The organism is Cupriavidus sp. H18C1, from assembly GCF_049311595.1.
Taxonomy (GTDB): domain Bacteria; phylum Pseudomonadota; class Gammaproteobacteria; order Burkholderiales; family Burkholderiaceae; genus Cupriavidus; species Cupriavidus cauae.
This window is the reverse complement of sequence record NZ_CP186008.1, coordinates 228,361-253,370: the sequence shown is the minus strand read 5'-3', so window position 1 is coordinate 253,370 and position 25,010 is coordinate 228,361. Positions and strand designations below refer to the sequence as shown.

Here is a 25,010-nt window from a genome sequence, read left to right as displayed (position 1 = left end):
ATTGTTCGCGGATATGGCCTGGTACCCGTATTACCGATTCAATGGCACCGCCTATTCCTGCAGCCACCTGGCCCGCACGCGCCCGAAGTCGCCAGTAGCGGTGCTCAGATGCAGCCACTGGTCCACGAAGTGCTTGAACACGTCATCGCCCTGCGGCAGCAGATACGCCATCTCCGCATACTGCAGCGGCTTCTGCGGATTGACGGCGCATAGTTCCGGATGGGCCTTGCTTTGCACGATGGCTTCGGCGGCTTCCGTGACGAAGACGTCGGCATTCTTCTTGATTACCTCGTCGAAGATGGTCACGTTGTCCGTATGGATGCGCAATTGCGCGCGGCCGAGATGGGTCCGTGCAAAACGCTCGTTGCTGCCGCCGGGATTGGCAATCACGCGCACCGCAGGCTGATTGATCGCCTCGATGGTCTGGTACCGAGCGACGTTCTCGCAGCGGGTCAGCGGCGTCTTGCCGTTGATCATGTAGGGCGCACTGAAATAAGCCTGCCGCTGGCGTTCCAGCGTCACGGAAATACCGCCCACGGCGATGTCGCATTTGCCGGCCACGAAGTCCGGCATCAGGTTCGACCAGCTCGTCTTGACGTATTGCGGCTTGGCCTGCAGCGCGGCAGCGAGCGTCCGCATCAGGTCGATGTCCAGCCCCTCGAATACGCCCGGCGCCTTCTCGAAGCTGAAAGGCTTGTAATCGCCCGGGGTACAGACTCGCAGCGTGCCACTTTGCTGGACGCGGTTCAGCGTCGAATTGGCCGGCTGGGCCAGAGCGAAGCAAGGGAGCGTGGCTACGGCGAGCACGGCAAGGGCGTTGGTTGCTCTGATCATCTCGAAATCTCCCGTTGGACTTGTTATGCGAAGTCGAAGCGGGATTGTGCACGAAACGTCCGAGCGTCCTGCGATTCCGTGGAAGGCCGTGCGTGCCATCGCAAATCGTGGACGCGGCGGGCCGGGCCGCATCGGTCATCGACCACGTGACATTTCTATTCACGCCTAACATCCGTGTCGCCGATAATGTCTGTTATGTTAAATCGTGATGGTGGGGCTGCAACGAAGGCGCGGCGCGGCTTACAAGGGAAAACCCCCTCTTTTGGCGCAACGCGCCGCCGGCCGAAACTTTCCAGCCCCTGCCACCCGGCCAGGGGCTTTTTTCGCCTCACCCCCCACAACAACACATCATGCAGAAGTACGCCATTCATCGGGAATTCCTTCACTACGCCAACGGGTTGCCTCAAGACACGCTCGCGCGCCGCCTACGGTGCACCAGCGCCACCATCCGCGCATGGCTCACCGGCCGGCAGCAGCCGCCGTGGTGGGCAGCCGAGATCCTGCGCCTACAGGAAATGGAATTGCTCGACATCGCCCGGCAGATGGGCTACGCAAAGGCGCTGCCGCGGCTTGGCATCGTCCGCGGCGAGATCATCGAACTGCATCGGCCGCGCGCGCGGCCGGCGCCGTCGATCGATCGGCCGCAGTCGGTCACGGAGTTCCCCGAACCCGGACTGATGCAGGCCTAGTCCTTGCCTATCGAGGTCGTTTTGTAGAAATCGTCGGGCAAGCCGGTCAACTCCTCCATCGAGTAGCCCGTCCCATACTCTGTCACCGCGTATTTCGCCTGCCATGCGGGTAGGCACCCCCCGCCACGTCGGAACGCATGCCGGCTCAGCATCCTCGGCCGGCTTTGCGACCATCGTCAATGCCAGATGCGCCCCGGTTCCAGCCGCGGACACAGTTGCGCTATATGGATCCCTCTTCATCAGCTCCGCGGCGCCACGGGCAATCTGCTGCATTTGCTCCTCGGTGCCGGCGTACCGCAGCCCGCAGGCCGTCAGCCCCAATACCAACATCCCCGCCAGAATTACCCGCATGACCTCTCCTGTTGTTTTCCGCGAGTGTAACGAAAAAAGCCCGGCCGAAGCCGGGCGATCCCCCTCGTGCAGCGCGAACCGTCAGCGCTTCTTGCGCTTGCGGAACTGGCCGTTGGCCTTGCGCGGCGGCAGTCGTTTCTTGGTTGCCATGCTCTCTCCCATTGTCACCACAATACCCGGCCCTGCTGGTCTTTCAGCACGACCGTTCCCTGATCCGCGATCCACGATTTCAGCCCCGGGAAGCGCGATAGGATGATGGCGGCGCAGATCACACCACCGATCACGATCAGCGTTTCCCGGCCAATCTCGACCGGCGTCGGAATCCATGCTTTGACGCTCATTCCCCGATTCCCAACTTGGCCTCAATCCGCGCAAGGCGCGTTTCAAGGCGCACCACGTAACGGAAGCCGAACAGCGGCACACCAAGCAGGTTCACGACGCCGCAGGCGAGCGCCACCGCTTCCGCTGCGCCCATTACTCGGCCTGGCCCTTTTCCGGCATGAACACCGCCAGCGCCGACAGCACGGCCGCGATGACCGCCGACACGGCGTTGACCTTCGTCGGATTGGCCCCGATGACCACCGCCAGCCCCGACAGCCCGGCCATGGTGGACGGCTCGCGCAGACGTTTCAGATATTTCAAGATGCTCTCCTGATTCGCGGGTAGACAAAGGCCGCACCGCCCGCGTTCTCGGTCACGACCCATGGATTGATGGGGCGGCTGGCAATGGTGCCCATCCAGTCCGACAGTGGAGCCGGATCGCCGTAAATCGGATAATCGCTTCGCAAGCCGCCCGCCACGGAAGACAGGAATGTCCCTGCCGGGCACGCGAACGAGGCATCCCATGTGCGCCCCTCGGCGATCGCGCGCTCGCATTCCGTCATGTCGGTGCGCGGTATGCCTAGCGCATCGCCAACGCCGAATACGATGCCCTTACCGCCCTCCACCACCGCACCGCCCAGCGCTTGGCCGAGATTGCCTGCCACACCCGCAACCGCAGCCCCCCAGCCCGCCGTTTTTTTTACGACGAAGGCGAACGCAGCGATTGCGCCAGCAGCGAGCAACAGCTTCGCGGTGGTGTCATTCATGTCAGCCACCAAAGCCCGGATACTGAACGAGCGAGCCGAAGCCATACGCGCCGTTGAGGCCGCCGATTTCCCGGTCCGTCCACCCGCTCATGGACTCCTCGAACGCGCCGTAGCCGTTGTTGAAGTTCGAAACGGTGAACCCGTTCCCACCGAAGATGCCCCCCACCGCAGCCGTCCCGCCGCCGCTGTAGATGGAATCGGGTGACCCGGACCCGAAGATATTGCCGAGCGAGAAGCCGCCGCCAGTGCCCGAAGGCCCGGCCCCGCCGCCCAAGCCGCGCAGCCCGCCCAGTATCGAGCCAACCACGCCGACGCCCATCTGCGTGTACGCCAGATCGCGTTGCGTCTTGTAGTCCGGCCGCAGCTGCGCCGCGGTGCCGACCGGCACGCCGCCCACAGCGGCCGACGCCGCGCGCGAACGCAGCGCCAGAAACGCCATCGCGCCGACTGCCGCCAGCAACAGGATGTCGGGGCCACCGCCCCCCGCTCGCTGCCTTAGCCATTCACCACACCCCCTGCCGCTTGATATGCGGCCTGCAATCGTTCAAGCGCGACCTCGGGTTGACCGTAGCCAGCGCCGGGCATGCTCGCCCAAATCTTGCGCACCTTGCGCACTGCGAGCGCGAAGCGGCCGGCGTCCACGTCGCCGAGCGCCCCTGCCTCCCGGATCAATTCGATGGCCGCCGCGTCTTGGCTGGCCGGCGAGAAGTCCGGCAGGCTCAGCCGCGCGGCGAGCTTGTCCCACGTGCGGCGCAGGAACTGATAGGCGCCGGCCGCGCTGCTGCTGATCGGCCGGCCGCCCGACATGGCGGTGACCACGCGGCGCGGATGGTCCGCGAACGAGTCGAACAGGCCGCCGCCGAACATCGTGCGGTAACCGTCAGCGCCGGCCGTGCCTTCGGCCGTGCGAATCATCATCAGGAAGGCCGCGCGGTTGTTCGTCGCCTGCCCCATATCCGTTTCTCCCATGTCACCGAACCAATTGCCTTCGGCCGCGTCGTAGAACAGGTTTTCGCCTTGGTCGAGCCAGTCCGGCACCTGCGCGCCGGGCTCCTCGCTGCGCTGCCAGTCGCGCCAGACCACGTAGCCCACGGCGCCCAGCATCAGCAGTGCAAAGCGATATCGGTCCATCAGTCCTCGTACCACTCGAAATTGCTACCAAGGCTCGCGTTCTGGATCGTTCCCCACAGCGTCAGGCCGTAACCCGGCGCGATGTAGAACGGCTCGCTCGGTACGTATTCCTTGGTCGTGGATCCCTGATAGGTCAGCGCGACCATGATGTCGGGCGACAGCGAAGCGGTCGGCGTGGTATCGGCGCGAAACTCGACCACCGATTGCGCGCCGCCGGTTTTCTTGGAAATGCCGTTGCACATCAGGTTCGCCAGCGGCGCCGTGACATAGCGCAGGTGCGCGCCGTTGTCCGCGATGCCCAGCATGGCAATGCGTTCGAGCACGACATTCCGCCCGCTGCCGGCGGGATTCCAAAGCTGGATGCGCGAATAGACCGATGCAGTGCTCGGCTGGCTGACAAACGCATTGAACGCGATGCCAGCGAGCGTTCGTGCTTTGGCGCCGTCGATCACGTCAACCGTGCCGCTGATGCGCTGGTCGAAGAAGTCGCCCGAGCCGATCAGCAGATAGCCGGACAGCGGCAGTGCGCCTCGGTTGTAGACCACCCAGCGCTGCACGGGCTCGCTGAATCGGAAGCCCTGTCCCGGTCGTAGCGTGATGTTGCCCTGCGCGAAGTTCGGCCGAATCTCGATCTGTGCGAACGGGTCGATGGCCGACAGGAACTGCACCCGGTCGCCGGTCACGTCGATCGACTGTGCCCCGCCGGCCGGAATATTCAGGTCATATTGCTGTACCGATTCGATGATGCCCACGGTTACCCCTTCATCTTGCTGACCGCGACCACGCCCGCGATAGCGAGCGCGCCTGCCACGAGGAACCGTTGCCCCGTGCTGATTTCCTGCACGTTGCTGTATGCGGCCGCGACGTTGCTTTGCGCGTTCTCGCTCACCTGTCGCGCCGTGCTCGCAGTGTCCTTGGCGAAATCGATCAGCTTGCCCATACCGGACAGCAGACCATCCGCGTTGATGCGCTGCTGCTCGGCGCTGATTTCCAAACCGCGCTTGCCGATATCGATAGTCTTGCCGAGCGCGTTGCCGGCAAAGCCGATCGCATCGGCCGTCGACTTGTAGGCGGTTTCGGTGCTGGTCGTCGCCAATTGCATCGCGCGATCGTTCGCGCTCTTGGCAAAATCGAGCGCTTGTGCGTTGCCGATGCCGATGGTGCGCAGCGCGTTATCACTGCTATCCAACGCACGGTCGGTTGCCACACTCGCGAGTGCGACCGACAGCGCGTTGGCAGTGCCGGCAAAGTCGAGCGCATCGCGCACGGCGCCGCCGTCGGTCATCGAGATACGGTTGCCATCGCCATTGATGCCGATGCTGCCGCCGTCCACGACCATGCGCTGGTCATAGTTTTGCGTGCTGGCCGACGTGCTGCTGCTGTTGCTCGACTTCTTGTTGCATGGCGTGGTGGGCAGGCCCAGCGCCATCAATCGCACCTGATCAGGACGCAGAATCATGCTTTCCCCGCTTGCGCAGGATCACGGCATCCACGCCGTAGCCCATGCGCTTGAGTTTTCGGATAAGGCCCGGCCGGCAGGTCTCGATGCGGATCGCGTCGAAGGCCCGGCACTGGTACTCGATCAGCGGCAGCACCTCGGCTACCAAATCGACGTCGTCGCGCCCGTAGGCAAGCGACACCTCGGCTTCGCTGCCGTGCGCATGCTGCGCGCCGTGCAGCACGTACCATGCGACCGGCGCGCCATCGCGCCACACCCGGCAGAAGGTGCCGCCGCGCACGCATTCATGGGGCGCCATCAGCCCGCGGCTGGTGTCGCTCTTGTCGTGCTGCGCGAATGCCGCGTTGACCTCCGCGATATGCGCATCGGTCCACGGCTCGAGTCGAATCTCGATCATTGCCGGCGCGCGAAGGCGATGGCGACGACCGCCGCAGCGACCAGCACCATCGGGTTGTTGAACAGCGACAGCGCGTTGTCGGCCGTCGCCTGGACGGCGCTGGTCAGAGTCGGCAAGGCGCGCGCTTCGCTGCCGCCGGTGGCGACCGTCCAGCCCGAGCCGTCGAAATGCTGATCGAACATGCCCGACCCGGAAGTCGCCGCCTTGGCGCCCTCCGGGCCGCCCAGCACGCCGCCCAGCACTTGGGACGCGCCCATGATGCCGGCCGTCCACGGGTTCGAGTACATCGCCGCTGCGGCGGCACCTTGCGGATACATCAGTTCTTCCCGACCAGCAGCCAGATCAGCCCGCCCGCGACCAGCAGCGGCACCATGCCGCCGCCGAACAGGCCCAGCGCCGGCGTGGCGCCGCGCGGCGCAGTCGAGATGACCGCGCCGTTAGAGTTCAGCACCGCAGCCGTGTTCGTGTTCTGCAGCGCGCGCACGGTCTGCACGTCGATCAGACGCGACAGGCCGTAGCGCAGCAGGTCGGCGCCGGTCTGCGCCAGCGGGTTCAAGTCGCCGGCGGACGGTGCCGCACTGACCATGGGGTCGGTGTAATACGACTGCGGCTGTACGGTGTCCCAATCACCCATGGCGCGCCCCCCGTTACAGGTTGAACGGCAGGTCGATGCACTCGACGTAGACGTCGAGGCCATCGGCGGCGGTCAGGAAGGCATTGAACTCTAGCGCGGCCGCGTCGGCCGTCTTGAGCGCGCCCGACTGGTTGTTGTCGAAGATGAAGTCCACGCAGTAGTGCTTCGGTTGCGGCACCTTGCGCTGTTCCTGTTCGATGAACCGGGCCACGCGTGCGGTCGCGTCCCACACCACCAGACCGTTCTTCTTGACCTCGACGCGGTTGACGTTGCCTTCCGTCGTCGCGGTCCAGTCGGTTCCGGCGTAGAACATGTGCACGCGCTTGATCAGCGCGCCCTTGGGCGAGAAGTTGATCGGGAACTTGCCGGCCACGCTGGTCGAGGCCGGGAAGTACAGCAGCTTGTGAATCAGCTCGCCGGCGCCCTGGCCTTGCGGCGGCGTCAGGAACATATAGCCTTGCAGCTGCGGCGCCGTCGCGCCCGCAATGGTGACTTCCAGATTCAGGTTGTCCGGCCACGCGGTCAGGTCGAAGCCGCCGACCTCCTTGCCGTCGATGCTCGGCGCATCGCGCTCGGTGAAATCGATCGTCAGGAAGTTGGCATCGTCGTAGATGCCCTTGTACTTGTTGATGGCGTCGAGGCGCGCGCCGCTCACGTTGTACACCGTGCGGGCGCCGATCTTGACCTTGATGTCGGTGATCATCGCCTTGGTGAACGTGGTGCCGGCCAGCGCGAGCACGATGCGCGTCAGCGTGTTGGCATAGCGCGGGATTTGCAGCGTGGCGACGCCCGAGGCGACCACGTTGAGAAACGGCGGCAGTTGCTGAATGATTGCCATGGATTGTCCTTAGCCCACCAGTGCGGTGGCGACGAGTTGATCGGTGACCGGCAGGCGGCGCAGTACGTAGATGGTCAGCAGGACGAGCGCCGTGGTCTTGACCGCGTTTTTCACGTCGGACATGGCGTCAGCCCAGCAGCTTGGCGACCGAATCGGGCAGGTACTTCTTGCCCTGGTTGATCACGACCATGGCAATAGCGGTCATCACGACGGCCTTGCCGATTTCCTTCACGCTCATGGTTTTCTCCCCCGAAAGTGCGTGTGCAATGTCGGGGATGGCCCCCGCTTGGTTCCCACTATGGGGAGCCTCAGCGGGGCGCCGCAAGGCCGGTCGGTTACGTTACGTTGGCCTCAGGCGCCGGCAACGAACTAACGTTACGTTCGGGCCGTGCGCTGTGGCTTCCGCGCGAATCGAGCGCGCCGCAGCCGATTTCGCCGGTCTGCATGTTCCGCTCGATGAACTGAAAGACGCCGGTGTCCGGGTCCGCTTTCAGGTTGCGCACGTCATCGACCGGCACACCCAGCGTCGCCGCCATGACGCTGATGTCGTTCTTGTCGTTGAGCCGGCAGCAGTGAATAAGCGTGCAGTTGCCCAAGAATGTTTTGTCGATCACGGCGGGCCGCTGCGTGACCGCGAACATCGTCATGGCGCGGTGCCGGCCCTTGCGCGACAGGCGCGACCAGTACGGCGGCGCATAGCTGGCGCTGGTCACGTCCGCGACTTCCTCGACCACCACGCACAACCGCTCGATCTGGTAGGCGATCTCGCAGAACAGGTCGAACTTCCAGCGGTACGTACTCATGTCGTCGCCGGGCCGATAGACGATCTGGAATCCATCGGCCGGGCCCAGCGCGGCCAGCACTTCGACCAGTTCGCGCGTGTCGGTGACCACCTGTCCAAACTCGCCGTATTCGTCCTGCGGATCCCAGATCAGCAGCCGCGACGGCCGCATGCGGCGCAGCCCATCCTTGAGCCAGCGCGATTTGCCGCTACCCGATGCCCCGATCACGCCCACGATGCGGGCAACGTTCTGACTTCCTGCCATTTCACCCCCTGACGGCGGGCAGGCGCCCGCCGGTGTCTTGCATGTTCTCGCCGAGGTGCGAGCGCTGCTGCGGCGGCACCACGGTCGCCGGCGGCGCCGCGTTGTCCACGGTGCGCGCTTCGTCCTGCTCGGCCCGCCATTGCTTATGCGCGACCACCGTGGCCAGCGCCAGCGGCCCGGCCACCAACAGCAGGCCGATTTCCGGCCCGGACATCAGCCCCCCCGACCGACAAGCCGTACTTGTCGGCCACCGGCACGATGGCCGCGGACAGCGCCTTGATCGCGTCCGGCGTGTAGACGGTAGGGATATACGGCAGCGCCGGCGACAGCGCGGCCACCAGCACCGACAGCGTCATTTCCCATTCCGCGGCCGGGTCGATGGGCGCCGGCTCGCCGGGCAGCGGGGGCAGGTCGGCGCCGGCTTGGCTTTCGTAGGCGTGCGCCTTGCGCTTGAGCGTGTCGAGCGCATCCAGTTCGATCAGACCTCCCATGTCATCAGTCCCCCGGCCGGCAGTTCGTTACGTTCGGCCGGCTGGGCCGTAACGTTACGTTCGTTCGTTGCTGGCGCCGCCGCGATGAAGCCGTCGCGGATGCGTTCGTCGGCGTCGTCGGAGCGCGCGAAAATCTGCACGCCGCAGCCCGGCGCGGTGCAGGTGATGTACACCCGCCCGGCGCCGCCCTTGCTGACGCCCCAGCGCGCTTGCTGGCGGCAAATCGGGCAGGTGCAATGGCTCATGGGATCAGGCCCCCTGCCCGGCTTGCAGCGCGGCGCGCAGGATGCCAGCCACCATGTCGGCCGCCGTCGTGCCGGGCGGCATGTTCGCCAGCGCCGTGACGCCCGCCGCCTGCATCGCCTCGGTCGGCTCGGTCGGCGGCGACAGTTCGGCGTCGGCCATCGCCAGCACCATTTCGGCCTGATGGCAGGCCGCACCGTAGTTGGTGGTGCCGGTGTCGCGAACATGGGGGCGAAGGCTGTCCACCGCGCTTACCAGCGCCTGCAGTTCCGTCTTGATGGTCATTGCTGCTGCCCCTTCAGTTCGTCCAGCGCGATGGCCATGTCGCGCAGCAACTCTTTGACCGGGCGCGGCATCACGCCGCCGAACAACAGCAGCGCCGTATCGGCGCGGTCCTTGAAAGACTTGTTTTCCACCTCGATTCCCCTCAGGTTTGCGCCCCATCGGGCGCGGTTGCGGCCGTTTCCGGCCAATCCATCCACGCGGGGCGGCGCTCACTGGCGCCGGCCGCGCGGTGCGCGCCGGTGGGGCGCGTACAGTTATTGACACGAGTCCGAGTGCTCGCGGCTGCGCCGCTGCGCGACACCTCCCGCCATTCGTAGCGGGTCGCCGGGACGAAAATGTCCGTCAGGCGCAGGTAATCGCAGATGCCGTCGATCACGCGCACGCGGCCCTTTGCCTGCACGCCGTGCGGCACCTTGCGCAGCGTCAGGCCGTAGCGGCCCTGCTCCATTCGTTCGGTGTGGCGCACGAAGATGCGTTTGGCCTCGCCGGCGATGCCGCCCATGGCGCGCGCATAGTCGGCCCAGCTGGCCGGCTTGTCGGCTGTGCGCTGCGCCGCCGCCCACGCGCGGCGAATCTCCGGGCATTCCTGCTCGGTCGGCAAGTCGGCCTCTTTGACCCGGCGCAGCTCGCGCCAGACCCCTACCGGCGCGCCGCCGAACGCCCGAAATTGCCGGATGCCCCAAGTCGCGGCCCATGCCTCGACGCGCTGGCTCGGCGTGATGACGTCATCGCCCAGCCAGTCGGCCTGCACGGTGTAGCCCTCAGCGGTCTGGTGATCGCCCACGGCGTGGCCGTCGATGTTCTTGGCGATGTATTTGGCGATGTAGCCGACTGCCGAGCCCTTGGCCCGGTCGATGCGCTCAAACCGGACGCGCCGCAGCTTGGCGCCGGCTTCTTCGCCGCTGTCGCGCAGCGCATGCGCGCGGATGACGTCGCACACCGTTTCGACGCGATCCGAGAACAGCAGGCCGTGCCAGTGCGGGCAGGCATCGTGATGCGGCTCGGCTACGCGCATGCCGAAGTAGACGACGCCGCGGCGCGCGAGGTCGGCGCGGATGCGCGCCCATACCTTGCGCAGATAGCCTTGCGCTTCGCGGGGGTCGGCGCCCTCGTATTTCGGATTCGGTTGGAACTTGTTCCCGGCCTGGCGCACGGCGTGAAAGCGGCTCGGGCACGTGATCGTGAACATCACGCCGGCGAAGCCAGCGGCGTCGGCCAGTTCCTCCGCGCCCTTGAGCCGCGTCATCAGTTCGCCGCGGCGCAGCGCCTTGTTGGCGATCGATCGTTCGGCCAGTTCGGCCAGCGTGAAGCGGTGGCCGTGTTCGTTCTCCAACGTGACGTTCGCCAGCGTGGCGGCGTTGCGGCGGTTCTGCGCGACGCGGCGGCGCACGGCGTCATTGCTGGCGTAGGGGTCCGACCGGTAGTGCACGTAGTGCAGCCGGATATTCGAGTGCTCCAGCGCGCGGATATGCTTGGCGCGCAGCCGGCGGCGCCACCACAGTTCGCAGCGCACGCGCGCCACCTTGGCAGCGTCCTCAGGGAAGTCGGGCAGCGCGACGCCATGCGTCTCGCAGGCATGCCGGCAGACCACCATCGCGTCGGCCGTCGATAGGCCTGTCGTGCGCAGCAGCACATCGGCGGCGATGCCGCGCGCCTTCATGCAGATTTCGTAGTCGGATGCATCCGGCCGGACCGGCAGATGCTGGGGCGCGTGCTCGGCCAGAAACGCGGCGACGGCACCGGCGGCGGCGCCAAGGTCGAACATGTCGGGCCGGCCCATCGCCGCGGCGCTCGCGCGGCCGGCGCGGTCAGCCGCGCGCGTGACGCGGTGCAGCCAGCGCATCGGCACGCGGGCGCGTGCCTCGGCCACTTCTGGCAGCGCGGACAGCGCTGCATCAGCGTCGCGGAGATAGCCCCACATGCGCTACCACCACCGCGGCGTTTTGATGCGGCTGCGGTGCGTCGCCAGCATGGCGCGTGCGTTCTCCAGCGCGGCATAGGCGAGCGCATCGCTTTGCGGACTGCGCTGGCCGGTGGGCGGCACCGCCGCCGGCTGGTGCGAACCGTGCGCCGGCTCGCGCTTGCTGCCCGGTCGATAGCCGTGCGCCATGGTCAGGCCCCCCAGCCAATGGAAAAAACGGCCCAGCAGGACGCTGGCGCGGGTCTGACGGCGGAAGTACGGGCCGTCGATGGTGAAGCCGCCCAAGGCGGTGCGATGAATGCCGGCGCGGCGGGAATTTTGTAACGACATGTGACCACCCCTCTTGCTCCCTACCCTGTTGCGGAGACCCCTTCGCGGGGTAGTCGCGCCGCCTGCCAGCGGATCAGGCCGGCCCCGGCGGGTAGGGTTCCAGGCGGCGGCGCGTCTGGCACGGAATATAGTCTTGAGACTCTATACCGTCAAGAAGGATTAGACCGTTGCACGTCAATAGACTATGTACTACTGTTCAGGCCGGGTAGAAACCATAGGGGTAGTGACCATGAAGCCACTTGAGTACCTAGACGCGGCAAAGGCCGCGCTCGACATCGAATCGGATTACGCGCTGGCAAAACACCTTGGTGTGACGAAGGGCGCCATCAGCGCAATCCGCCTTGGCCGCGCGGGGATCGGTGAAGAACTCGCTATCGCTATCGCGGATATCTTGCACATCGACGCGTTCGAGATCATCGCCGCCGCGAGCTATGAGCGCGCGAAGTCGGACCGAGCAAAGGCCCTGTGGGCCTCGGTGCAGCAGCGCATTTCCTCGGGTTTTGAAGGCCTGCTAGGCATGATGGGACAGCGCCCCGCCCTTTGCGCGGCGTAACCTAGCAGGTAGTCCCACCGTCACGATGTTTGTTATGTTAAATAAAGAATATTGGTTCCTGCCCGTGCACTGCCTGCCGTTATCGCCTTACTCATCTCCGTTGAGTTGACGCTCTCGGCCTGTGCCAACGCCCCACGGACCGGCCGCGTATGGGCGGCGAAACGGCAACGCGCACAGGCGATCGATGCCAGATAGAAGACCTGCTCCGACGAGCGTGATCGCCATCTGAATGGGCGATGTTGACTTCGCAATGGAAGTTGTCGTCACCTTGCTGCGCAGGTAAAGTGCGCCTGGTCTATCCGGGATGACTCGCATGAGAACGTTGACTGGCTCCGATGCGGCAGTGGCCATTGGCGACATCCTCGACCAGCCTCCTACGCTTGCCAACGTCTTGCGCGGTGGCACGCGCCTGACCCGCCGCTGGCGTCACGGCGAATTTCATGCCTCGCTGCCGCCCATGGCCGCGCACGTCATCATGACCTATTACGGTGCAGCGCAAAATCCAGCTGCCACGTGGATGGCAAACGCATGAGTGCACCGACCCGACCGGGCACTGTGACCATCATTCCCCAGGGTCAAGAAGGACGATGGGACGTCGACGGGCCGATCGAAGTTTCTCATGTCTACCTTGGCGGCGAACGCCTGCAGGAGGCTGCCAGCTCACTGGGAAAGGGCCCCGCTGATATCGAGCTCATCGGCCGGATCTGTTTTGACGACCCGGTTGCATCGCGCATTCTCGAGATACTCGGCCATGAAGCCGCTACCGGCGACACCAGTTCCTCTCTGTTTGCCGACCATGCGCTGGACCTGCTGTGCCTGCAGTTGATCCGCGGCCATTCGGCGCAATCGGCCATTCCCGCGCAAGCTGTCCGCAAAGGCCTGCTCGACTGGCAGGTGCGCCGCGTTACCGACTACATGAAGGAAGCTCTGGACCGCGAGATCCGGCTCGACGACCTGGCCGGCCTGCTGCAGATGAGCCGCTTTCACTTCTGTACGGCATTTCGGCTCGCCACGGGGCAGACGCCCCATGAATGGCTGACCGCCATGCGCATCGGCCAAGCACGCCATTTGCTGATGACGACCGATTTGCCGGTTACTGGCATCGGCATGGCAGTGGGCTACCAGACGCCGTCGTCCTTTGCCTCCGCATTCCGCAAGGTCACCGGCGTCACGCCGTCATCGCTGCGGCGCCTGCGATAGCGCGCCATCCAGCGTGCCCCCGACCTCGAGGCGGCGCATCATTTCGGCACGCACCCGATAACCGAGCACTCCTTGTAGGCCGACGCCCGTCATCCAGCTTTCCGTCGATGGCGCTCACTGTTCCAGACTTGTGGTCAGCGGGCTTACCGTTGCCACCGCAAGATCGGAACATTCGGCGCAAGGCCGGAACGGCAAGCTGCCCCGCCCCGCCCTACCATTCGTCCATCCCTGCAGCAACGCAGGCTTATCGAAAAACAGGAGAGTCGTCATGCAAGCAAGCCAGAAAATCGTGATCGTGGGCGGTACCGGACTGATTGGCAGCAAGGTTGCGGCACTGTTGCGCACCGCCGGCCACGAGGTCGTCGTTGCGGCGCCGTCGACGGGCGTCAATAGCGTCAGCGGCGAGGGTCTCGCCGGTGCCCTGGCCGGCGCCGACGTCGTAATTGACGTCAGCAATGCACCGTCTTACGACCCGGCCGCGGTCAAGTCCTTCTTCGAGACCTCGAGCCGAAACATCGCCGCCGCGGAAGCGGCAGCCGGCGTCCGGCATCACGTGGCCCTGTCGATCGTCGGGGTGGACCGCATGCCGGGCAATGGTTACTTCGAGGGCAAGGTGGCACAGGAAGCGGTAATCACCGCCGCGCCCACGCCTTGGACGATCGTACGGGCCACGCAATTCTTCGAATTCCTCACGGGCATCGCCGACAGCAGCGTCGTGCAAGACAAGGTCCGCCTTCCCGCCGGCCTCTTCCAGCCGATCGCTGCCGACGATGTGGCGCAATTTCTCGCGGAGATTGCCATCGGTGCGCCCGCCAACGGTGTCGTGGAGGTTGCAGGGCCGGAGCGTGCGGCCTTTGACGAGATCATCCGCAGCCATCTGGCACTGACTGGCGACGCGCGCGTGGTCGAGCGCGATCCCACGGCCACTTACTTCGGTGGCGCCGTTACCGAACGTTCGCTGGTCCCGCTTGGCGATGCACGACTGGGAAAGACTACGCGCGGTACCTGGTTGCAAGGCCCACAGGCGGCGCGATGAGTCTATCGATGTCCCCCATCCACACCATTCACCGGAGATTCACCATGTCCAAACTTGCCATCTCGCTGCTGTTCGCCATCCTGCCGCTGCAAGCATCCCTTGCGCAGGACCACTCGGCGCACCAGACCTCGGTCGCCCCGAGCGCTTTCGCTGCACAGAGCACCGGCGTCAGGGTCACGCCGGTCTATCAGCAAGCCATTCCGAACCTGCCGGGCAAGAGTATCAAGGGGGTGCTCGTCGAATATGAGCCGGGCGGCGTCAACGCGGCGCATACGCACGCGAAGTCCGCGCTCATCTACGCCACCGTGCTGGAGGGCGCCGTACTGAACCAGCTTAATGGCGGCCCGCTGCGCACCTTCACCAAGGGGCAGAATTTCACCGAGATGCCAGGCGATCGCCACGATGTCAGCGCCAACGCCAGCAAGACGGAACCGGCAAAACTGCTGGCCGTGTTCGTGGTGGATACCGACGACGTCGTACTGACGACACCCCTGAAGCCGTAATGCTCGGCCGTATCCTGTCGGAGCGTGCCATCCGGCGCAACGCTCCGACGGCGATTGCACATGCCCGGGCGCTCAACCCGCGCGTTCGAGTGAGCCTGTACGATAATTCAGGCCATGCGCCCTTTCTCGAGGAGCCGCAGCGATTCAACCGCGATCTGGCGGGCTTTGTCTCCGCGGCAAATCGCTAGCCGGAAGCGGTCGCCAGCTTGGCGGCTTGGGGCCGGACAGTGCAGCGCGCGGATTACCGGTAAGCAGAAGCTGGCCCACATCCGCCCCGTGCGGGATCGGTGCCGCCCGGATCCATCCGCCTGGCAAACCGCCTTGATGGGGAGATGACTGTGCTCGCGATCTGGGCGTTGGTGATCGGCGGCCTGATGGTGACGATGGGGCTGATCGGCTCGGTAGTGAAACGCCTGCCGATCTCGCCCTCCGCGCTATACCTGCTGTTTGGCGTGGCGCTCGGCCCCATTGGCGCAGGAATGATCACGCTGGATCTCCACGACCCTGGCCATGTCCGGCTGCTGGAGATCGTCACCGAAGTGGCCGTGCTGATCTCCCTGTTCGGCGTTGGCCTGCGTTTGCGTGTCCGCATGGCGCTGTCGATATGGCGGTTGCCGATCCAGCTTGCCAGCGTGGCGATGGTGCTCACCATCGCGGGGGGTATGCGCGGTCGGGGTCGGTTGGCTGGGTCTGCCGCTCGGTGCCGCGATACTTGCCGGCGCCATTCTTGCGCCAACCGACCCCGTGCTGGCGTCCGACGTGCAGATGGCGAACACCGAAGACCGGGACATCGTTCGTTTTGGCCTGACCGGCGAAGGAGGCCTCAACGATGGCACGGCGTTCCCCTTTGCGATGCTTGGCCTGGGCCTGCTCGGCTATCACGAACTGGGTCCCGGGCTGACGCGGTGGATTGCCGTCGACCTCATCTGGGCAACGCTGGGCGGGCTTGGTATCGGCGCCGCGCTTGGCTTGCTGGCCAGCAAGACCATCCTCGCCTTGCGCATGCGTTTCCATGAGGCTGTCGGGCTGGAGAGCCATTTCACGCTGGGCCTGATCGGTGTGGCCTATGGCGCCGCCTTGTTGGCGAGCACCTATGGCTTCCTGGCGGTGTTCGCGGCGGGCGTGGCAATGCGCCAGGTCGAACGCGAGGAGAACCCGAACAGGTCGCCGGAAGACGTGCTCGGCGCCCTTCCCGCAAAGGGACTCGAACAGATCGCCACGCACGAGAACAAGGCTGCCGCGTATCTGACGCAGACCGTTTCCGAGTTCTCCTTCGATGTGGAGCGGCTGGCCGAACTGTGCGTCACGCTGCTGATCGGCACCATGCTGACGCAGGCAACGTTCAGCGTTCCGGCCTTGGGCACTGCCCTGCTGCTCATCCTGCTGATCCGCCCGCTCTCCGTCTATTTGTCCACGATCGCCATGCGCTTGCGGCCGGCGCAACGCCGGCTCACCGCATGGTTCGGCATTCGCGGCATCGGCTCCCTGTACTACCTGGCCTATTCGCTCGCGCATGCGCCCGATATGGCCCATGCCGACCTGCTGCTTCAGATCACCTTGTGCACCGTCGTCGTGTCCATCGTGCTGCACGGATCGACCGCTACGCCGCTGATGGCCAGGTACCAGCGGATCCGGCAGTGACCGCCTGGCCGGTCGGTGCCTCGCGCGCCTGTCGCGGCGCCTCAACGAAGTGAGCAGCGTCGGGCATTGTCAGGCGTACCAACTCTGTCGCCATCCCGGAATGAGAAGGATCGGATCGCCCTTTGCCTCCGTTCCGCCTTCCACGTAATGCAGCCCTGGCCAGTGTCTGCAGCGCATCGGGGTTCGTCCGACTTGGCGGCTTGCTAGGCGGGCAAAAGACCGGTCTTCCGATAGCTTTCGATCAGCGAGTCGTAGACCGAGATGTCGGACTGGCTCCTGGCAATGAGCTGGGCGCCGGCGATCGCGGCAAAGATCGCGCGAGCACGCGCTTTCCCTTCCTTGCCCGAGGCCACGCCTGCCGCGGCCAGGACCTTGGTCAGCCAGGCAATATTGATGTCGACAAAGGTCCGGACCTCCTCCCTTACCACTTCAGGAAGATCGTCGGTTTCCGCGGCCATGAAGCTGCACAGGCAGATGCGATTGCTGCTCTGTAGCGCCTTGCGGAACATGTCGGGATAACGATGCAGGCTGTCCAGCGGGCTCTTCGATTTGGCCAGCGAGGCGTCCAGGTGCGCCGCCGCGGTTTCCCAATAGCGCCGGGCTACCGCCGCGCCGAGATCGGCCTTGCTGTCGAAATGGTGGTAGATGCTGGCGGCCCGGATGCCGACCGCCTCGGCCAGATCGCGAAAATTCAGCCCGCCATAGCCATGGGCCTGCGCAATGGTGGTGGCGGCCGCAAGGATCTTCTCCCTGGAGTTCTGTCTCGCGTCACTGGTCATGGCTTCCACCTCTGGGGCCGGAATGGATGTTGACACCCCGTATTGTACCTTGTACGTTTACCCTAACGAACGTTAGGTAGGCGAGCGAATCAGATGAACGTACATGACGATCGCCCTGACTCCGTTCCACTTCCACCGACCGAGGAGCTACGCGAAAAATGAACGCTAATGCCGGCAGTGTTCAGGCAATCCAGCCCGCCACCATGACGATCCATGACTTTCCGACGGGGCCCTATCCAACCCGCGTCCGCATCGCGCTGGCCGAAAAGAAGCTGGAATCGCGCGTGCGATTCGTCACGGTCGATCTCTACAAGGGCGAGCACAAGGGCCCCGAATTTCTCGCCAACAAGAACTATTCGGGCACGCTGCCGGTGCTCGAGCTCGATGATGGCACCTGCATCGCGGAATGCACGGCCATTACCGAGTATCTCGACGCGCTGGACGGCGCGCCGATCCTCACCGGCCGCACCGCGCGAGAAAAGGCGTGATCCACATGATGAGCAAGCGCGCCGAGCTGGAGCTGCTCGATCCCATCAGTGTCTATTTCCACCACGGCACGCCGGGATTGGGTCCCAAGGTCGAGATCTATCAGAACCCTGAGTGGGGGAGCGCGGCAACGCGACAAGGCACTGCGAGGCATGCGGTACTTCGATGCCGCTCTGCAGCAACAACCGTATGTCGCCGGCGAATCGTTTTCGATGGCCGATATCACGGTCATCGGCGGATTGATCTTTGCGTCGCTGGTCAAGTTGCCGGTGCCGGCGGAATGCGCGACCCTTGTCGCCTGGTACCAGCGCATGCTCGAGCGCGACAGCGTCAGGCACCAACCGGTGTTTCGGCTCATCGCCTAGATCGGTCCGGTGGACGATATGGTGTCCCCCATCAACCCAGCCAGCGCCTCGCCCACCGTCACAACGCCCGGCGCATCCGCTGCGTCATCACGCGTCACGAACACCGTACGGCCGCCGGCGAACCAGCTGTCATGGCGAACCTGTCGCACCATGCCAAGGCGTGCGTAGTGCCGCACCGCCGTTTCCGGAGCGACCGTCAGCAGCCTGCTGCTGGCCACCATGCACAGATTGGTGTGGAACGAGAACGACTCGACCTTCGGCTGCGGCGGCACGAGCCCCGCGTCCAGGAACGGGGTTTCAAACAGCCTCCGGGTGCTGGCACCGCGCGGCGTGGTGACCCAGTCGTACTCGCACAGGTGCGACAGCGCCACCGAGCGTTTGCGCGCGAGCGGATGGTCCAGCGCGCAGGCCACGGCGAGACGTTCTTCCCAAAGCGGCATCACGCGCATCCCGCTTGTCGCATGCCCTTCCCGGCTGGTGCCGATGCGCCCCACCATGCAGTCGATCTCCCCGCGCTCCAGCATGCCCAGCAAGCCGCCGACCGTCGACTCGTGGATGACGAGATGCGGGAAGCCGGGCCGGTCCGCCACCGTCGCCATCAGCCTGGGCATCGCGACGACGCCCACCAACGGAAGGATGCCGAGATGGACAACCGGCACTGGCGCAGGCGTGGCATGGATCGCGTCCATCGCGGCGGACAGCGCGTTCAACGCGATGCGCAGGCGTCCGAGCGCGATCCGGCCGGCCGGCGTCAGCGCGGCGCCGCGGGTGGTGCGCTCGACCAGCGCGGCACCGAACACCGACTCGATCTCCTGCAGCATCTTGGTCGCGGCCGGCTGGCTTAGCGATAGCTGCCCGGCGGCTGCCGACAGCGAGCCATGGACCTCGATCAGCTCGAGAAAGCGCAGATGGCGGATGCGCAGGCGATCGAGGCGTGCGGCAAGGCTGGCGGAATTCCTGGACATAACGAGACGTGATGACCGAATAGCAAACCAATAATTTACAGGGAAGTCCGGCGCTCCCACAATCGGGCCCCATGGCGGTACGACCGGGAGACGACACAGTGCGCACTACAGGAACACTCGCAACGAGGCTTGGTCTGGCGATGGCGGGGACCGCCCTGCTCTACGGCGCGGCCATCGCCGCCGACGCGCCCTTTCCCAATCGGCCGATCCGGCTGATCGTTCCCTACGCGGCGGGCGGCGGTCCCGACGTGCTGGCGCGCAAGACCGCCGAGGTCGTGTCGCGTCAACTCGGGCAAGCGGTGGTTGTCGAGAACAAGGTCGGCGCCGGCGGCATCCTCGCTGCCGAAGTGGTCGCGCAGCAGCCGGCCGATGGCTACACGCTGATGATCGGCGCCTCGACGCACGTCACGCAGAAGCTGCTGCAGCCCTCCGTCAAATTCGATCCCGCGACGACCTTCACCCATGTCATCCGTTCCGGCTTCAGCCCGCAGGTCATGCTGGTGAAGGCCAGCGCGCCGTATCGCACCGTCGCGGAGGTTGCGCAGGCTGCGAAGAACGCGCCCGGCAAGCTCAACTACGCATCCGGCGGCATCGGCAGCGCGGCGCATCTGGCCGGCGCGGCGTTCGCCAACGCGGCGCGCGTCGAGCTCGTGCACATCCCGTACAAGGGCTCGGTCGAGATCGTTCCGTCGCTGATCCGCGGCGATACGACGATCGGATTTCCCGTTGCCTCGACGGCAATTCCGCAGTTGACGACCGGCACCGTGCGCGCGCTCGCCGTGACGTCGGCGCAGAGGCTGGCGAACCTGCCGCAAGTGCCGACGCTGAACGAAGCGCTCGGCCGCCAGGACCTGGTGCTGGACTCGTGGAGCGGCATCTGGGCGCCGGCCGGCGTACCGCAGCCGATCGTGGCGCGCCTGCATGCGGCCTTCCTGCAAGCGCTCAACGATCCGGGGGTGCGCGACCTGTACGAAAAGGCCGGCTCGATCGTCGATCCCACCCCCCACGCCCGAAGCCTTCTCCCGCTTCATCGCGGACGAGACCGCGAAATATCGCCGCATCGTCGAGCAAAGCCGCATTGCGCTTCAGTAAGCCCAGCCAACCAGCGACCCAACATGAATCCCTCGCAATCGTCCTTCGCCCCGCTCGCCGGTGTCCGCGTGCTCGACTTCTCGCACGTCATCGCCGGCCCGCTGGCCACGTTCTATCTGTCGCAGCTCGGCGCGACAGTGCTGAAGATGGAAAACGCCAACGGTGGCGATGTCATGCGCCGCACCGAGAAGGGCCGGCAGGGCTTCGTCGCCTTGAACGCCGGCAAGGAAAGCCATGCGGTCGACCTGCGCGACCCGGCGGACCAACGGCGGGCACTGGACCTCGCGGCGACCTGCGATGTGGTTGTCGACAATCTGCGTCCCGGCGTGCTGGAACGCTTCGGGCTGGGCTTCGACGCGGTGCGCTCGGTCAATCCCAAGGTCGTCTACTGCACGATCTCCGGGTATGGGCGAGGCAGCGCCGACGTCGCCGGGCGCCCCGCCTACGACCACATCATTCAAGCCGCAACGGGCATGGCCTTCATGGCCGGCACCGAGGACGACCCGCCGATCAAGACCGGCTTCCCCGTGGTCGACGCAGCGACCGGCATGCAGGCGGCATTGGCGATCCTCGCGGGGCTGCGCGAGCGCGAGCGGCGTGGCTGCGCGGTGCAGCTCGACGTGTCGATGACCGGTGCCGCGCTGCAGCTGATGTACTCGTTTGCTTGCGAGGCGCTGACCCACGGCAACTCGCCGGCACGGGTCGGCAATCAGGGCTACTCCGGCAGCCCGACCGCCGACTTCTTCGCCACGCAGGACGGCTGGATCGCGCTCGGCGCCAACACGCCCCGTCAGCTGGTGCGCCTGCTGGACGTGCTGGAACTGGCCGGCATCGCGGCGGACCCGGCCTACTTCGCCGAACCGCTGAATCCCGATTCGCCGGCGTCGTTCGTGCGCTCGCTCGATCCGGCTGGATTGAAGGCGGTCATTGCCGAACGTCTTCGCATGGGGAACGCGGGCGAACTGGAATTGCACCTCGCCACGCACGGCGTGCCGGCCGCCAAGGTGCGCAGGCTCGGCGATTTCGCGACGCAGGCGCAACGGCGGGGCCTGGTATCCACTGTCACGCTGCATGGCGAGGAGGCTTCGGTGATTTCGCCGGGGCTGGGCTTCGGCGCGCAAACGGTCGATAACACGAGTTGAACCGATTGCCGGTCCCGACGCTACAATCGGGCCCAATCAAGAACAACACGTGCGGCGCGGGAAATGAGAAGACATTTACTCGGGCGAAGCCGGCGCTTCGACATGGCCGGACTGGTCGGCGGCGGCGCGGTCACCCTGGCGCTATTGATTTCCCTGCTCGGCGCAGCGGCCCTCTACCAAATGCGCAGCGACATCCTGGCCAGCGAGAAGGAAGCCTCGGCGAACCTCGCGCTGACGCTCGAGCGCGGCATCTCCCGGACTCTGCAGGTTCATGACCTCGCCATCTCCGGGGTCGTGAATTCCGTGCGGGACCCCGCCGTCATGTCGCTGCCGCCCAACCTTCGCCAGCGGGCCCTGTTCGACTTCGCCATCAATGCCGAGGACATGGGATCGCTGTTCGCCAGCGATGCGCAGGGCAACGTGCTGTTCGACTCGCAACAGTGGCCGCCGCGGTCGCTCAATGTCGCCGATCGCGATTACTTTCAGGCGCAGCATCGGGACCCGGAGGCCGGACTGTATGTCAGCCGGCCGTTTCAAGGGCGCCTGCAGCCGAGCGACAAATTCCTGGCCCTGAGCCGGCGCCTCGTTTCGCCCGATGGCAGCTTCGCTGGCGTCGTCAGCGGCAGCTTGCGGCTGTCGTACTTCCGCAAGCTCTTCAACGGGGTAAGCCTTGGGGCCGGCGGCACCGTCACGCTGGTGCGTACGGACGGCACCATCGTGATGCGGCGCCCGTATGACGACGCGGTCATTGGCCGCGACATGTCGAAGAGCGCCGTGTTCCCTCCCATTCTGCGCGGCAGCCACGGCACGTTTGTCGGCACCACGCCAATCGACGGCGTGCGCCGACTCTACAGCTACCACCGCACGCCCGAATTCCCGCTGGTCGTGGTGGTCGGGCGCGCCATGACCGATGTGCTCGCACCCTGGTACCGCCGGGTGTGGGCATTCGGCGGAATCATTGCCGCGGTTGACCTGTTGATTATTGCGCTGGCGGCCATGCTGGCCCGTCAATGGCGCCAGCGGCAAGCGATCGAGGACCATCTGCGCCACATGGTAGGAACGGATGGACTGACCGGCCTGGGCAGCCGGCGGGCGCTCGACGACGCTACCGATCGGGAATGGCGGCGTGCCCACCGCGAAAGGCAGCCACTGTCGCTGCTGATGCTCGATGTCGACCATTTCAAGCAGTTCAACGACCAGTACGGCCACATGGCGGGCGACGATGCGCTGGCCGCTGTCGGCAGCTGCATCCAGCAGCAAATCCGCCGTCCCGGCGACTATGCGGGCCGCTATGGCGGAGAGGAATTTGCGGTACTGCTGCCCGGCACCGATGCAGCGGGCGCTGCGCTGATCGCCGAGAACATCCGCAAGGCAGTGGAGCGGCTGCACCTCGCCCATGCCGGCAGCCCGCTTGGCAACCTGACGGTCAGCATCGGTACCGTGACGGACGGCGCCGACTGGAACGGTGGCCGGCATTTTCCGGATGTGCGCGCCTTCCTGCGCGCCGGTGACGAGGCGCTTTACCAGGCCAAACGCTCGGGGCGCAACCGCGTGGTCGGTTCCGGTACCCTGGCGACGGCCACGGCGACGGCCTGATCGCCCGCACTACCCGCACTACCCGCGCCGTCCGCGCTACCCACGGCCTCAGGCGTCGGGCGTTGGCGTCGGACCCACCCCCACCCAGGGCCGGTGCTCGACGATGCCGCGTCGCCGCCTCGTAGTCGCGCGCGATGCCGAGCAGCAGGCGCTCGTCGCCGGGGCGGCCCAGCAAGGACAGCCCCGCGGGCACGCCGGACTCGGTCCAGCCCATCGGCACACTGACCTCCGGAAAACCGGCGGCGCTCGCCATGTGCATCGGCGCCAGCGGATTGGAAACGCGGCAGCGGTAGCTGGGGTCGTCCCGATCGAAGCGCGGCGACGCCGGGCATGCCAGCGTGGGAAAGACCAGCGCGGCGCAGCCGTTGGCGTGCATCAGGCCGGCAAGCGCGGCGCCGAGCGCGCGGGCCGCGGACAGGCCCGGGCGTGGGGGCTCGCCGCGGGTTGCCACCGCATGGCGCAGCGCCGCGATCGTCAGGGGATTCGGTGCGCGCCCTGCTCGATCGCCCAATCCATCGTCCAATCCACCGCCCGCCCCACCGCCCAATCCGTCGCCCACCCCATCGCCAAATTGCGCATCGATGCGCGCCAACAGCGACGCGGAATCCCTCGGGCAAGACGGCGGCATCGCGGCCAGATAGCGATCGAGCTGCAGCGCCCATTCGCTGCGCGCGATATCGCCCAGCACCCGCTCGTACAGGCGGCGCGCATCGGCCGGCAACGCGACCGCCACGGTCTGCGCCCCGGCGTCGGCCAGGTCCAGGCACGCCCGCGAAAACAGCGCGTCGATCTCGTCATTGCCGCCATTGAAGTCCATCACGATGCCAAGACGGCGGCCGGCAAGGCGTTCCGTCGTGCCATCGATGCCCGCCTCGGGCGCCAGCGCCGCGAGCACCAGCGCCGCATCGTCCACCGTGCGCGCCAGCGGTCCGACCGTATCGAAGGACTGCGCCAGCGGCAGCACGCCGGCCGCGTCGAGCAAGCCGTGGGTCGGCCTGACACCGACGAGCGCGTGCACGCAGGCCGGGCCGCGCACCGAGCCGAACGAATCGGTGCCGAGGCCGAACACCGCGAAACCGGCCGCCACCGCCGCCCCCGTGCCGCTGCTGGACCCGCTGGCATTGCGCGAGAGCCGGTAAGGATTCAAGGTCAGGCCGCTCGCCGAGCTGTAGCCGAAGCGCCCATTGGACGCGGCGAGCTCGGACATATTGGCCTTGCCGAGCACGATCGCGCCGGCGGCGCGCAACCGGGCCACCACGGGCGCGTCGGCGGCGGGCAGCGCGTCGCGCAGTGCGGCGCAACCGGCCGTGGTCGGCAATCCCACGGTGTCGATATTGTCCTTGACCACCATCGGCATGCCGTGCAGCGGCCCCCTCGGCCCATGCCGCCGCCGTTCGCGGTCGAGCCGCATCGCCTCATGCAGCGCGTCGGGATGCAACTGGCTGACCGCGTTGATCGACGGGCCGGAACGGTCGAACGCCTCGATACGCGCAAGATGCCCCGAGACCAGTTCCTCGGCCGTCAGCGTGCCGGCGTCCATGCGGCACGCCAGTTCGGCGATCGGCAGTTCGAACAAATCCGATGCCGCCTCCACCGCGCCGACGGGCGCTGCCGCAGCGGGCGTGTTCGTACGTTCAGTCATCGCGTTGCTTTCCCTCACGGAATACATGAACGACAATGGCGCACGCAGTGCCCGCGGCCACCGTACCGCGTCCCGCCGCTCGCCCGAGGACTTCCCGATGAAAAGCACCACCAGCCGGAACCTGCCCGCCCTTGCCAACCTGGTCGCGCTCGAAGCCACCGTGCGCAAGGGAAGCCTGACCGAAGCGGCCGAGGAACTGTGCCTGACGCAGAGCGCCGTCAGCAAGCAATTGACGGAACTGGAGACCTTTCTCGGCGTGCGGCTGCTGGACCG

Annotated in this window: 33 protein-coding genes and 5 pseudogenes; 14 read left to right on the top strand and 24 right to left on the bottom strand. The window is 66.1% G+C overall.

The window, feature by feature from the left end:
• Nucleotides 1-51: 51 nt before the first annotated feature.
• Nucleotides 52-834: a transporter substrate-binding domain-containing protein gene (locus OJJOAM_RS01270; protein ID WP_422649456.1), complete on the bottom strand. Its 783-nt coding sequence runs from the start codon at nucleotides 832-834 to the stop codon at nucleotides 52-54.
• Between the two features lie 350 nt (nucleotides 835-1,184).
• On the opposite strand from OJJOAM_RS01270, the gene OJJOAM_RS01265 reads away from it, so the two are divergent.
• Complete coding sequence (locus OJJOAM_RS01265; protein WP_422648639.1) at nucleotides 1,185-1,523, top strand: hypothetical protein; 339 nt, start codon at nucleotides 1,185-1,187, stop codon at nucleotides 1,521-1,523.
• Between the two features lie 515 nt (nucleotides 1,524-2,038).
• Here OJJOAM_RS01265 and OJJOAM_RS01260 read toward each other — a convergent pair.
• From OJJOAM_RS01260 to OJJOAM_RS01165, 20 genes are all read right to left on the bottom strand, one after another.
• The gene (locus OJJOAM_RS01260) at nucleotides 2,039-2,215 is read right to left on the bottom strand and encodes a hypothetical protein (protein WP_422648638.1); all 177 of its coding nucleotides are present in this window, start codon (nucleotides 2,213-2,215) and stop codon (nucleotides 2,039-2,041) included.
• Complete coding sequence (locus tag OJJOAM_RS01255) at nucleotides 2,212-2,349, bottom strand: hypothetical protein (protein ID WP_422648637.1); 138 nt, start codon at nucleotides 2,347-2,349, stop codon at nucleotides 2,212-2,214. The genes OJJOAM_RS01260 and OJJOAM_RS01255 overlap by 4 nt, the downstream gene beginning before the upstream one ends.
• Nucleotides 2,349-2,516: a hypothetical protein gene (locus OJJOAM_RS01250; RefSeq protein ID WP_422648636.1), complete on the bottom strand. Its 168-nt coding sequence runs from the start codon at nucleotides 2,514-2,516 to the stop codon at nucleotides 2,349-2,351. The genes OJJOAM_RS01255 and OJJOAM_RS01250 overlap by 1 nt, the downstream gene beginning before the upstream one ends.
• On the bottom strand, nucleotides 2,513-2,962 hold the full coding sequence (locus OJJOAM_RS01245) for a hypothetical protein (RefSeq protein ID WP_422648635.1): 450 nt from the start codon (nucleotides 2,960-2,962) through the stop codon (nucleotides 2,513-2,515). Before OJJOAM_RS01245 ends, OJJOAM_RS01250 begins: the two co-directional genes overlap by 4 nt.
• Nucleotide 2,963: 1 nt before the next feature.
• Nucleotides 2,964-3,422 carry a hypothetical protein gene (locus OJJOAM_RS01240; protein ID WP_422648634.1) on the bottom strand — a complete coding sequence of 153 codons (459 nt, stop codon included), beginning with the start codon at nucleotides 3,420-3,422 and terminating at the stop codon, nucleotides 2,964-2,966.
• 35 nt (nucleotides 3,423-3,457) lie between these two features.
• Entirely contained in the window at nucleotides 3,458-4,093 is a 636-nt protein-coding gene (locus tag OJJOAM_RS01235) for a glycoside hydrolase family 104 protein (RefSeq protein WP_422648633.1), read from the bottom strand.
• Entirely contained in the window at nucleotides 4,093-4,845 is a 753-nt protein-coding gene (locus OJJOAM_RS01230) for a hypothetical protein (protein WP_422648632.1), read from the bottom strand. Before OJJOAM_RS01230 ends, OJJOAM_RS01235 begins: the two co-directional genes overlap by 1 nt.
• A gap of 2 nt (nucleotides 4,846-4,847) precedes the next feature.
• Nucleotides 4,848-5,552 (bottom strand): hypothetical protein, encoded by a 705-nt coding sequence (locus tag OJJOAM_RS01225; RefSeq protein ID WP_422648631.1) that lies wholly within the window; start codon nucleotides 5,550-5,552, stop codon nucleotides 4,848-4,850.
• Nucleotides 5,536-5,949, bottom strand: a complete 414-nt coding sequence (locus OJJOAM_RS01220; RefSeq protein WP_422648630.1) for a hypothetical protein — start codon at nucleotides 5,947-5,949, stop codon at nucleotides 5,536-5,538. The genes OJJOAM_RS01225 and OJJOAM_RS01220 overlap by 17 nt, the downstream gene beginning before the upstream one ends.
• Nucleotides 5,946-6,266 carry a hypothetical protein gene (locus OJJOAM_RS01215; RefSeq protein ID WP_422648629.1) on the bottom strand — a complete coding sequence of 107 codons (321 nt, stop codon included), beginning with the start codon at nucleotides 6,264-6,266 and terminating at the stop codon, nucleotides 5,946-5,948. Before OJJOAM_RS01215 ends, OJJOAM_RS01220 begins: the two co-directional genes overlap by 4 nt.
• Nucleotides 6,266-6,583 (bottom strand): hypothetical protein, encoded by a 318-nt coding sequence (locus OJJOAM_RS01210; protein WP_422648628.1) that lies wholly within the window; start codon nucleotides 6,581-6,583, stop codon nucleotides 6,266-6,268. Before OJJOAM_RS01210 ends, OJJOAM_RS01215 begins: the two co-directional genes overlap by 1 nt.
• Before the next feature lie 13 nt (nucleotides 6,584-6,596).
• Nucleotides 6,597-7,421: a major capsid protein P2 gene (locus OJJOAM_RS01205; protein WP_422648627.1), complete on the bottom strand. Its 825-nt coding sequence runs from the start codon at nucleotides 7,419-7,421 to the stop codon at nucleotides 6,597-6,599.
• Nucleotides 7,422-7,756: 335 nt separating this feature from the next.
• Nucleotides 7,757-8,437 carry a hypothetical protein gene (locus OJJOAM_RS01200; RefSeq protein WP_422648626.1) on the bottom strand — a complete coding sequence of 227 codons (681 nt, stop codon included), beginning with the start codon at nucleotides 8,435-8,437 and terminating at the stop codon, nucleotides 7,757-7,759.
• A gap of 31 nt (nucleotides 8,438-8,468) precedes the next feature.
• Nucleotides 8,469-8,624 carry a hypothetical protein gene (locus OJJOAM_RS01195; RefSeq protein ID WP_422648625.1) on the bottom strand — a complete coding sequence of 52 codons (156 nt, stop codon included), beginning with the start codon at nucleotides 8,622-8,624 and terminating at the stop codon, nucleotides 8,469-8,471.
• Nucleotides 8,611-8,958 (bottom strand): hypothetical protein, encoded by a 348-nt coding sequence (locus OJJOAM_RS01190; RefSeq protein ID WP_422648624.1) that lies wholly within the window; start codon nucleotides 8,956-8,958, stop codon nucleotides 8,611-8,613. Before OJJOAM_RS01190 ends, OJJOAM_RS01195 begins: the two co-directional genes overlap by 14 nt.
• Entirely contained in the window at nucleotides 8,946-9,203 is a 258-nt protein-coding gene (locus OJJOAM_RS01185) for a hypothetical protein (RefSeq protein ID WP_422648623.1), read from the bottom strand. Before OJJOAM_RS01185 ends, OJJOAM_RS01190 begins: the two co-directional genes overlap by 13 nt.
• Nucleotides 9,204-9,207: 4 nt before the next feature.
• Nucleotides 9,208-9,486, bottom strand: a complete 279-nt coding sequence (locus OJJOAM_RS01180; protein ID WP_422648622.1) for a hypothetical protein — start codon at nucleotides 9,484-9,486, stop codon at nucleotides 9,208-9,210.
• Nucleotides 9,483-9,617: a hypothetical protein gene (locus tag OJJOAM_RS01175; RefSeq protein WP_422648621.1), complete on the bottom strand. Its 135-nt coding sequence runs from the start codon at nucleotides 9,615-9,617 to the stop codon at nucleotides 9,483-9,485. Before OJJOAM_RS01175 ends, OJJOAM_RS01180 begins: the two co-directional genes overlap by 4 nt.
• A gap of 11 nt (nucleotides 9,618-9,628) precedes the next feature.
• Nucleotides 9,629-11,407, bottom strand: a complete 1,779-nt coding sequence (locus tag OJJOAM_RS01170; RefSeq protein ID WP_422648620.1) for a replication endonuclease — start codon at nucleotides 11,405-11,407, stop codon at nucleotides 9,629-9,631.
• Between the two features lie 3 nt (nucleotides 11,408-11,410).
• Nucleotides 11,411-11,737 (bottom strand): hypothetical protein, encoded by a 327-nt coding sequence (locus tag OJJOAM_RS01165; protein ID WP_422648619.1) that lies wholly within the window; start codon nucleotides 11,735-11,737, stop codon nucleotides 11,411-11,413.
• Between the two features lie 229 nt (nucleotides 11,738-11,966).
• Between OJJOAM_RS01165 and OJJOAM_RS01160 the strand changes: the two genes are divergently transcribed.
• The 8 genes and pseudogenes from OJJOAM_RS01160 to OJJOAM_RS01125 all read left to right on the top strand — a co-directional run bounded on the left by OJJOAM_RS01160 (nucleotide 11,967) and on the right by OJJOAM_RS01125 (nucleotide 16,670).
• Nucleotides 11,967-12,290: a hypothetical protein gene (locus tag OJJOAM_RS01160; RefSeq protein WP_422648618.1), complete on the top strand. Its 324-nt coding sequence runs from the start codon at nucleotides 11,967-11,969 to the stop codon at nucleotides 12,288-12,290.
• 313 nt (nucleotides 12,291-12,603) lie between these two features.
• Nucleotides 12,604-12,822: a hypothetical protein gene (locus OJJOAM_RS01155; RefSeq protein WP_422648617.1), complete on the top strand. Its 219-nt coding sequence runs from the start codon at nucleotides 12,604-12,606 to the stop codon at nucleotides 12,820-12,822.
• Between the two features lie 23 nt (nucleotides 12,823-12,845).
• The gene (locus OJJOAM_RS01150) at nucleotides 12,846-13,490 is read left to right on the top strand and encodes a helix-turn-helix domain-containing protein (RefSeq protein ID WP_422648616.1); all 645 of its coding nucleotides are present in this window, start codon (nucleotides 12,846-12,848) and stop codon (nucleotides 13,488-13,490) included.
• Nucleotides 13,491-13,758: 268 nt separating this feature from the next.
• A complete protein-coding gene (locus tag OJJOAM_RS01145; protein ID WP_422648615.1) occupies nucleotides 13,759-14,526 on the top strand; it encodes an SDR family oxidoreductase in 768 nt (255 codons plus the stop codon).
• 44 nt (nucleotides 14,527-14,570) lie between these two features.
• Nucleotides 14,571-15,029, top strand: a complete 459-nt coding sequence (locus OJJOAM_RS01140; RefSeq protein ID WP_422648614.1) for a cupin domain-containing protein — start codon at nucleotides 14,571-14,573, stop codon at nucleotides 15,027-15,029.
• Entirely contained in the window at nucleotides 15,029-15,217 is a 189-nt protein-coding gene (locus OJJOAM_RS01135) for an alpha/beta fold hydrolase (protein WP_422648613.1), read from the top strand. Before OJJOAM_RS01140 ends, OJJOAM_RS01135 begins: the two co-directional genes overlap by 1 nt.
• A gap of 144 nt (nucleotides 15,218-15,361) precedes the next feature.
• Nucleotides 15,362-15,631, top strand: a pseudogene (locus tag OJJOAM_RS01130) (hypothetical protein); the annotation flags it as partial.
• On the top strand, nucleotides 15,612-16,670 hold the full coding sequence (locus OJJOAM_RS01125; RefSeq protein WP_422648612.1) for a cation:proton antiporter: 1,059 nt from the start codon (nucleotides 15,612-15,614) through the stop codon (nucleotides 16,668-16,670). The pseudogene OJJOAM_RS01130 and the gene OJJOAM_RS01125, both read left to right, overlap by 20 nt.
• A gap of 203 nt (nucleotides 16,671-16,873) precedes the next feature.
• Here OJJOAM_RS01125 and OJJOAM_RS01120 read toward each other — a convergent pair whose 3' ends face one another.
• Nucleotides 16,874-17,449, bottom strand: coding sequence for a TetR/AcrR family transcriptional regulator (locus OJJOAM_RS01120; RefSeq protein WP_422649455.1), 576 nt, complete (start codon nucleotides 17,447-17,449; stop codon nucleotides 16,874-16,876).
• Nucleotides 17,450-17,652: 203 nt separating this feature from the next.
• Here OJJOAM_RS01120 and OJJOAM_RS01115 point away from each other — a divergent pair.
• Nucleotides 17,653-18,300: pseudogene (locus tag OJJOAM_RS01115) on the top strand (glutathione S-transferase).
• Here the strand turns inward: OJJOAM_RS01115 and OJJOAM_RS01110 are convergent.
• Nucleotides 18,297-19,208: a LysR family transcriptional regulator gene (locus OJJOAM_RS01110; protein WP_422649454.1), complete on the bottom strand. Its 912-nt coding sequence runs from the start codon at nucleotides 19,206-19,208 to the stop codon at nucleotides 18,297-18,299. The pseudogene OJJOAM_RS01115 and the gene OJJOAM_RS01110 overlap by 4 nt on opposite strands.
• Nucleotides 19,209-19,405: 197 nt before the next feature.
• Between OJJOAM_RS01110 and OJJOAM_RS01105 the strand changes: the two are divergent.
• The 3 genes and pseudogenes from OJJOAM_RS01105 to OJJOAM_RS01095 all read left to right on the top strand — a co-directional run bounded on the left by OJJOAM_RS01105 (nucleotide 19,406) and on the right by OJJOAM_RS01095 (nucleotide 23,095).
• Nucleotides 19,406-20,357, top strand: a pseudogene (locus OJJOAM_RS01105) (Bug family tripartite tricarboxylate transporter substrate binding protein).
• A 23-nt stretch (nucleotides 20,358-20,380) separates the two neighbouring features.
• On the top strand, nucleotides 20,381-21,499 hold the full coding sequence (locus OJJOAM_RS01100; protein ID WP_422648611.1) for a CaiB/BaiF CoA transferase family protein: 1,119 nt from the start codon (nucleotides 20,381-20,383) through the stop codon (nucleotides 21,497-21,499).
• A 102-nt stretch (nucleotides 21,500-21,601) separates the two neighbouring features.
• A complete protein-coding gene (locus tag OJJOAM_RS01095; protein WP_422648610.1) occupies nucleotides 21,602-23,095 on the top strand; it encodes a sensor domain-containing diguanylate cyclase in 1,494 nt (497 codons plus the stop codon).
• A gap of 199 nt (nucleotides 23,096-23,294) precedes the next feature.
• Here OJJOAM_RS01095 and OJJOAM_RS01090 read toward each other — a convergent pair.
• Nucleotides 23,295-24,635, bottom strand: a pseudogene (locus tag OJJOAM_RS01090) (amidase family protein); the annotation flags it as partial.
• Between OJJOAM_RS01090 and OJJOAM_RS01085 the strand changes: the two are divergent.
• Nucleotides 24,634-24,984 (top strand): annotated as a pseudogene (locus OJJOAM_RS01085) (helix-turn-helix domain-containing protein); the annotation flags it as partial. The pseudogenes OJJOAM_RS01090 and OJJOAM_RS01085 overlap by 2 nt on opposite strands.
• Nucleotides 24,985-25,010 lie beyond the last annotated feature (26 nt).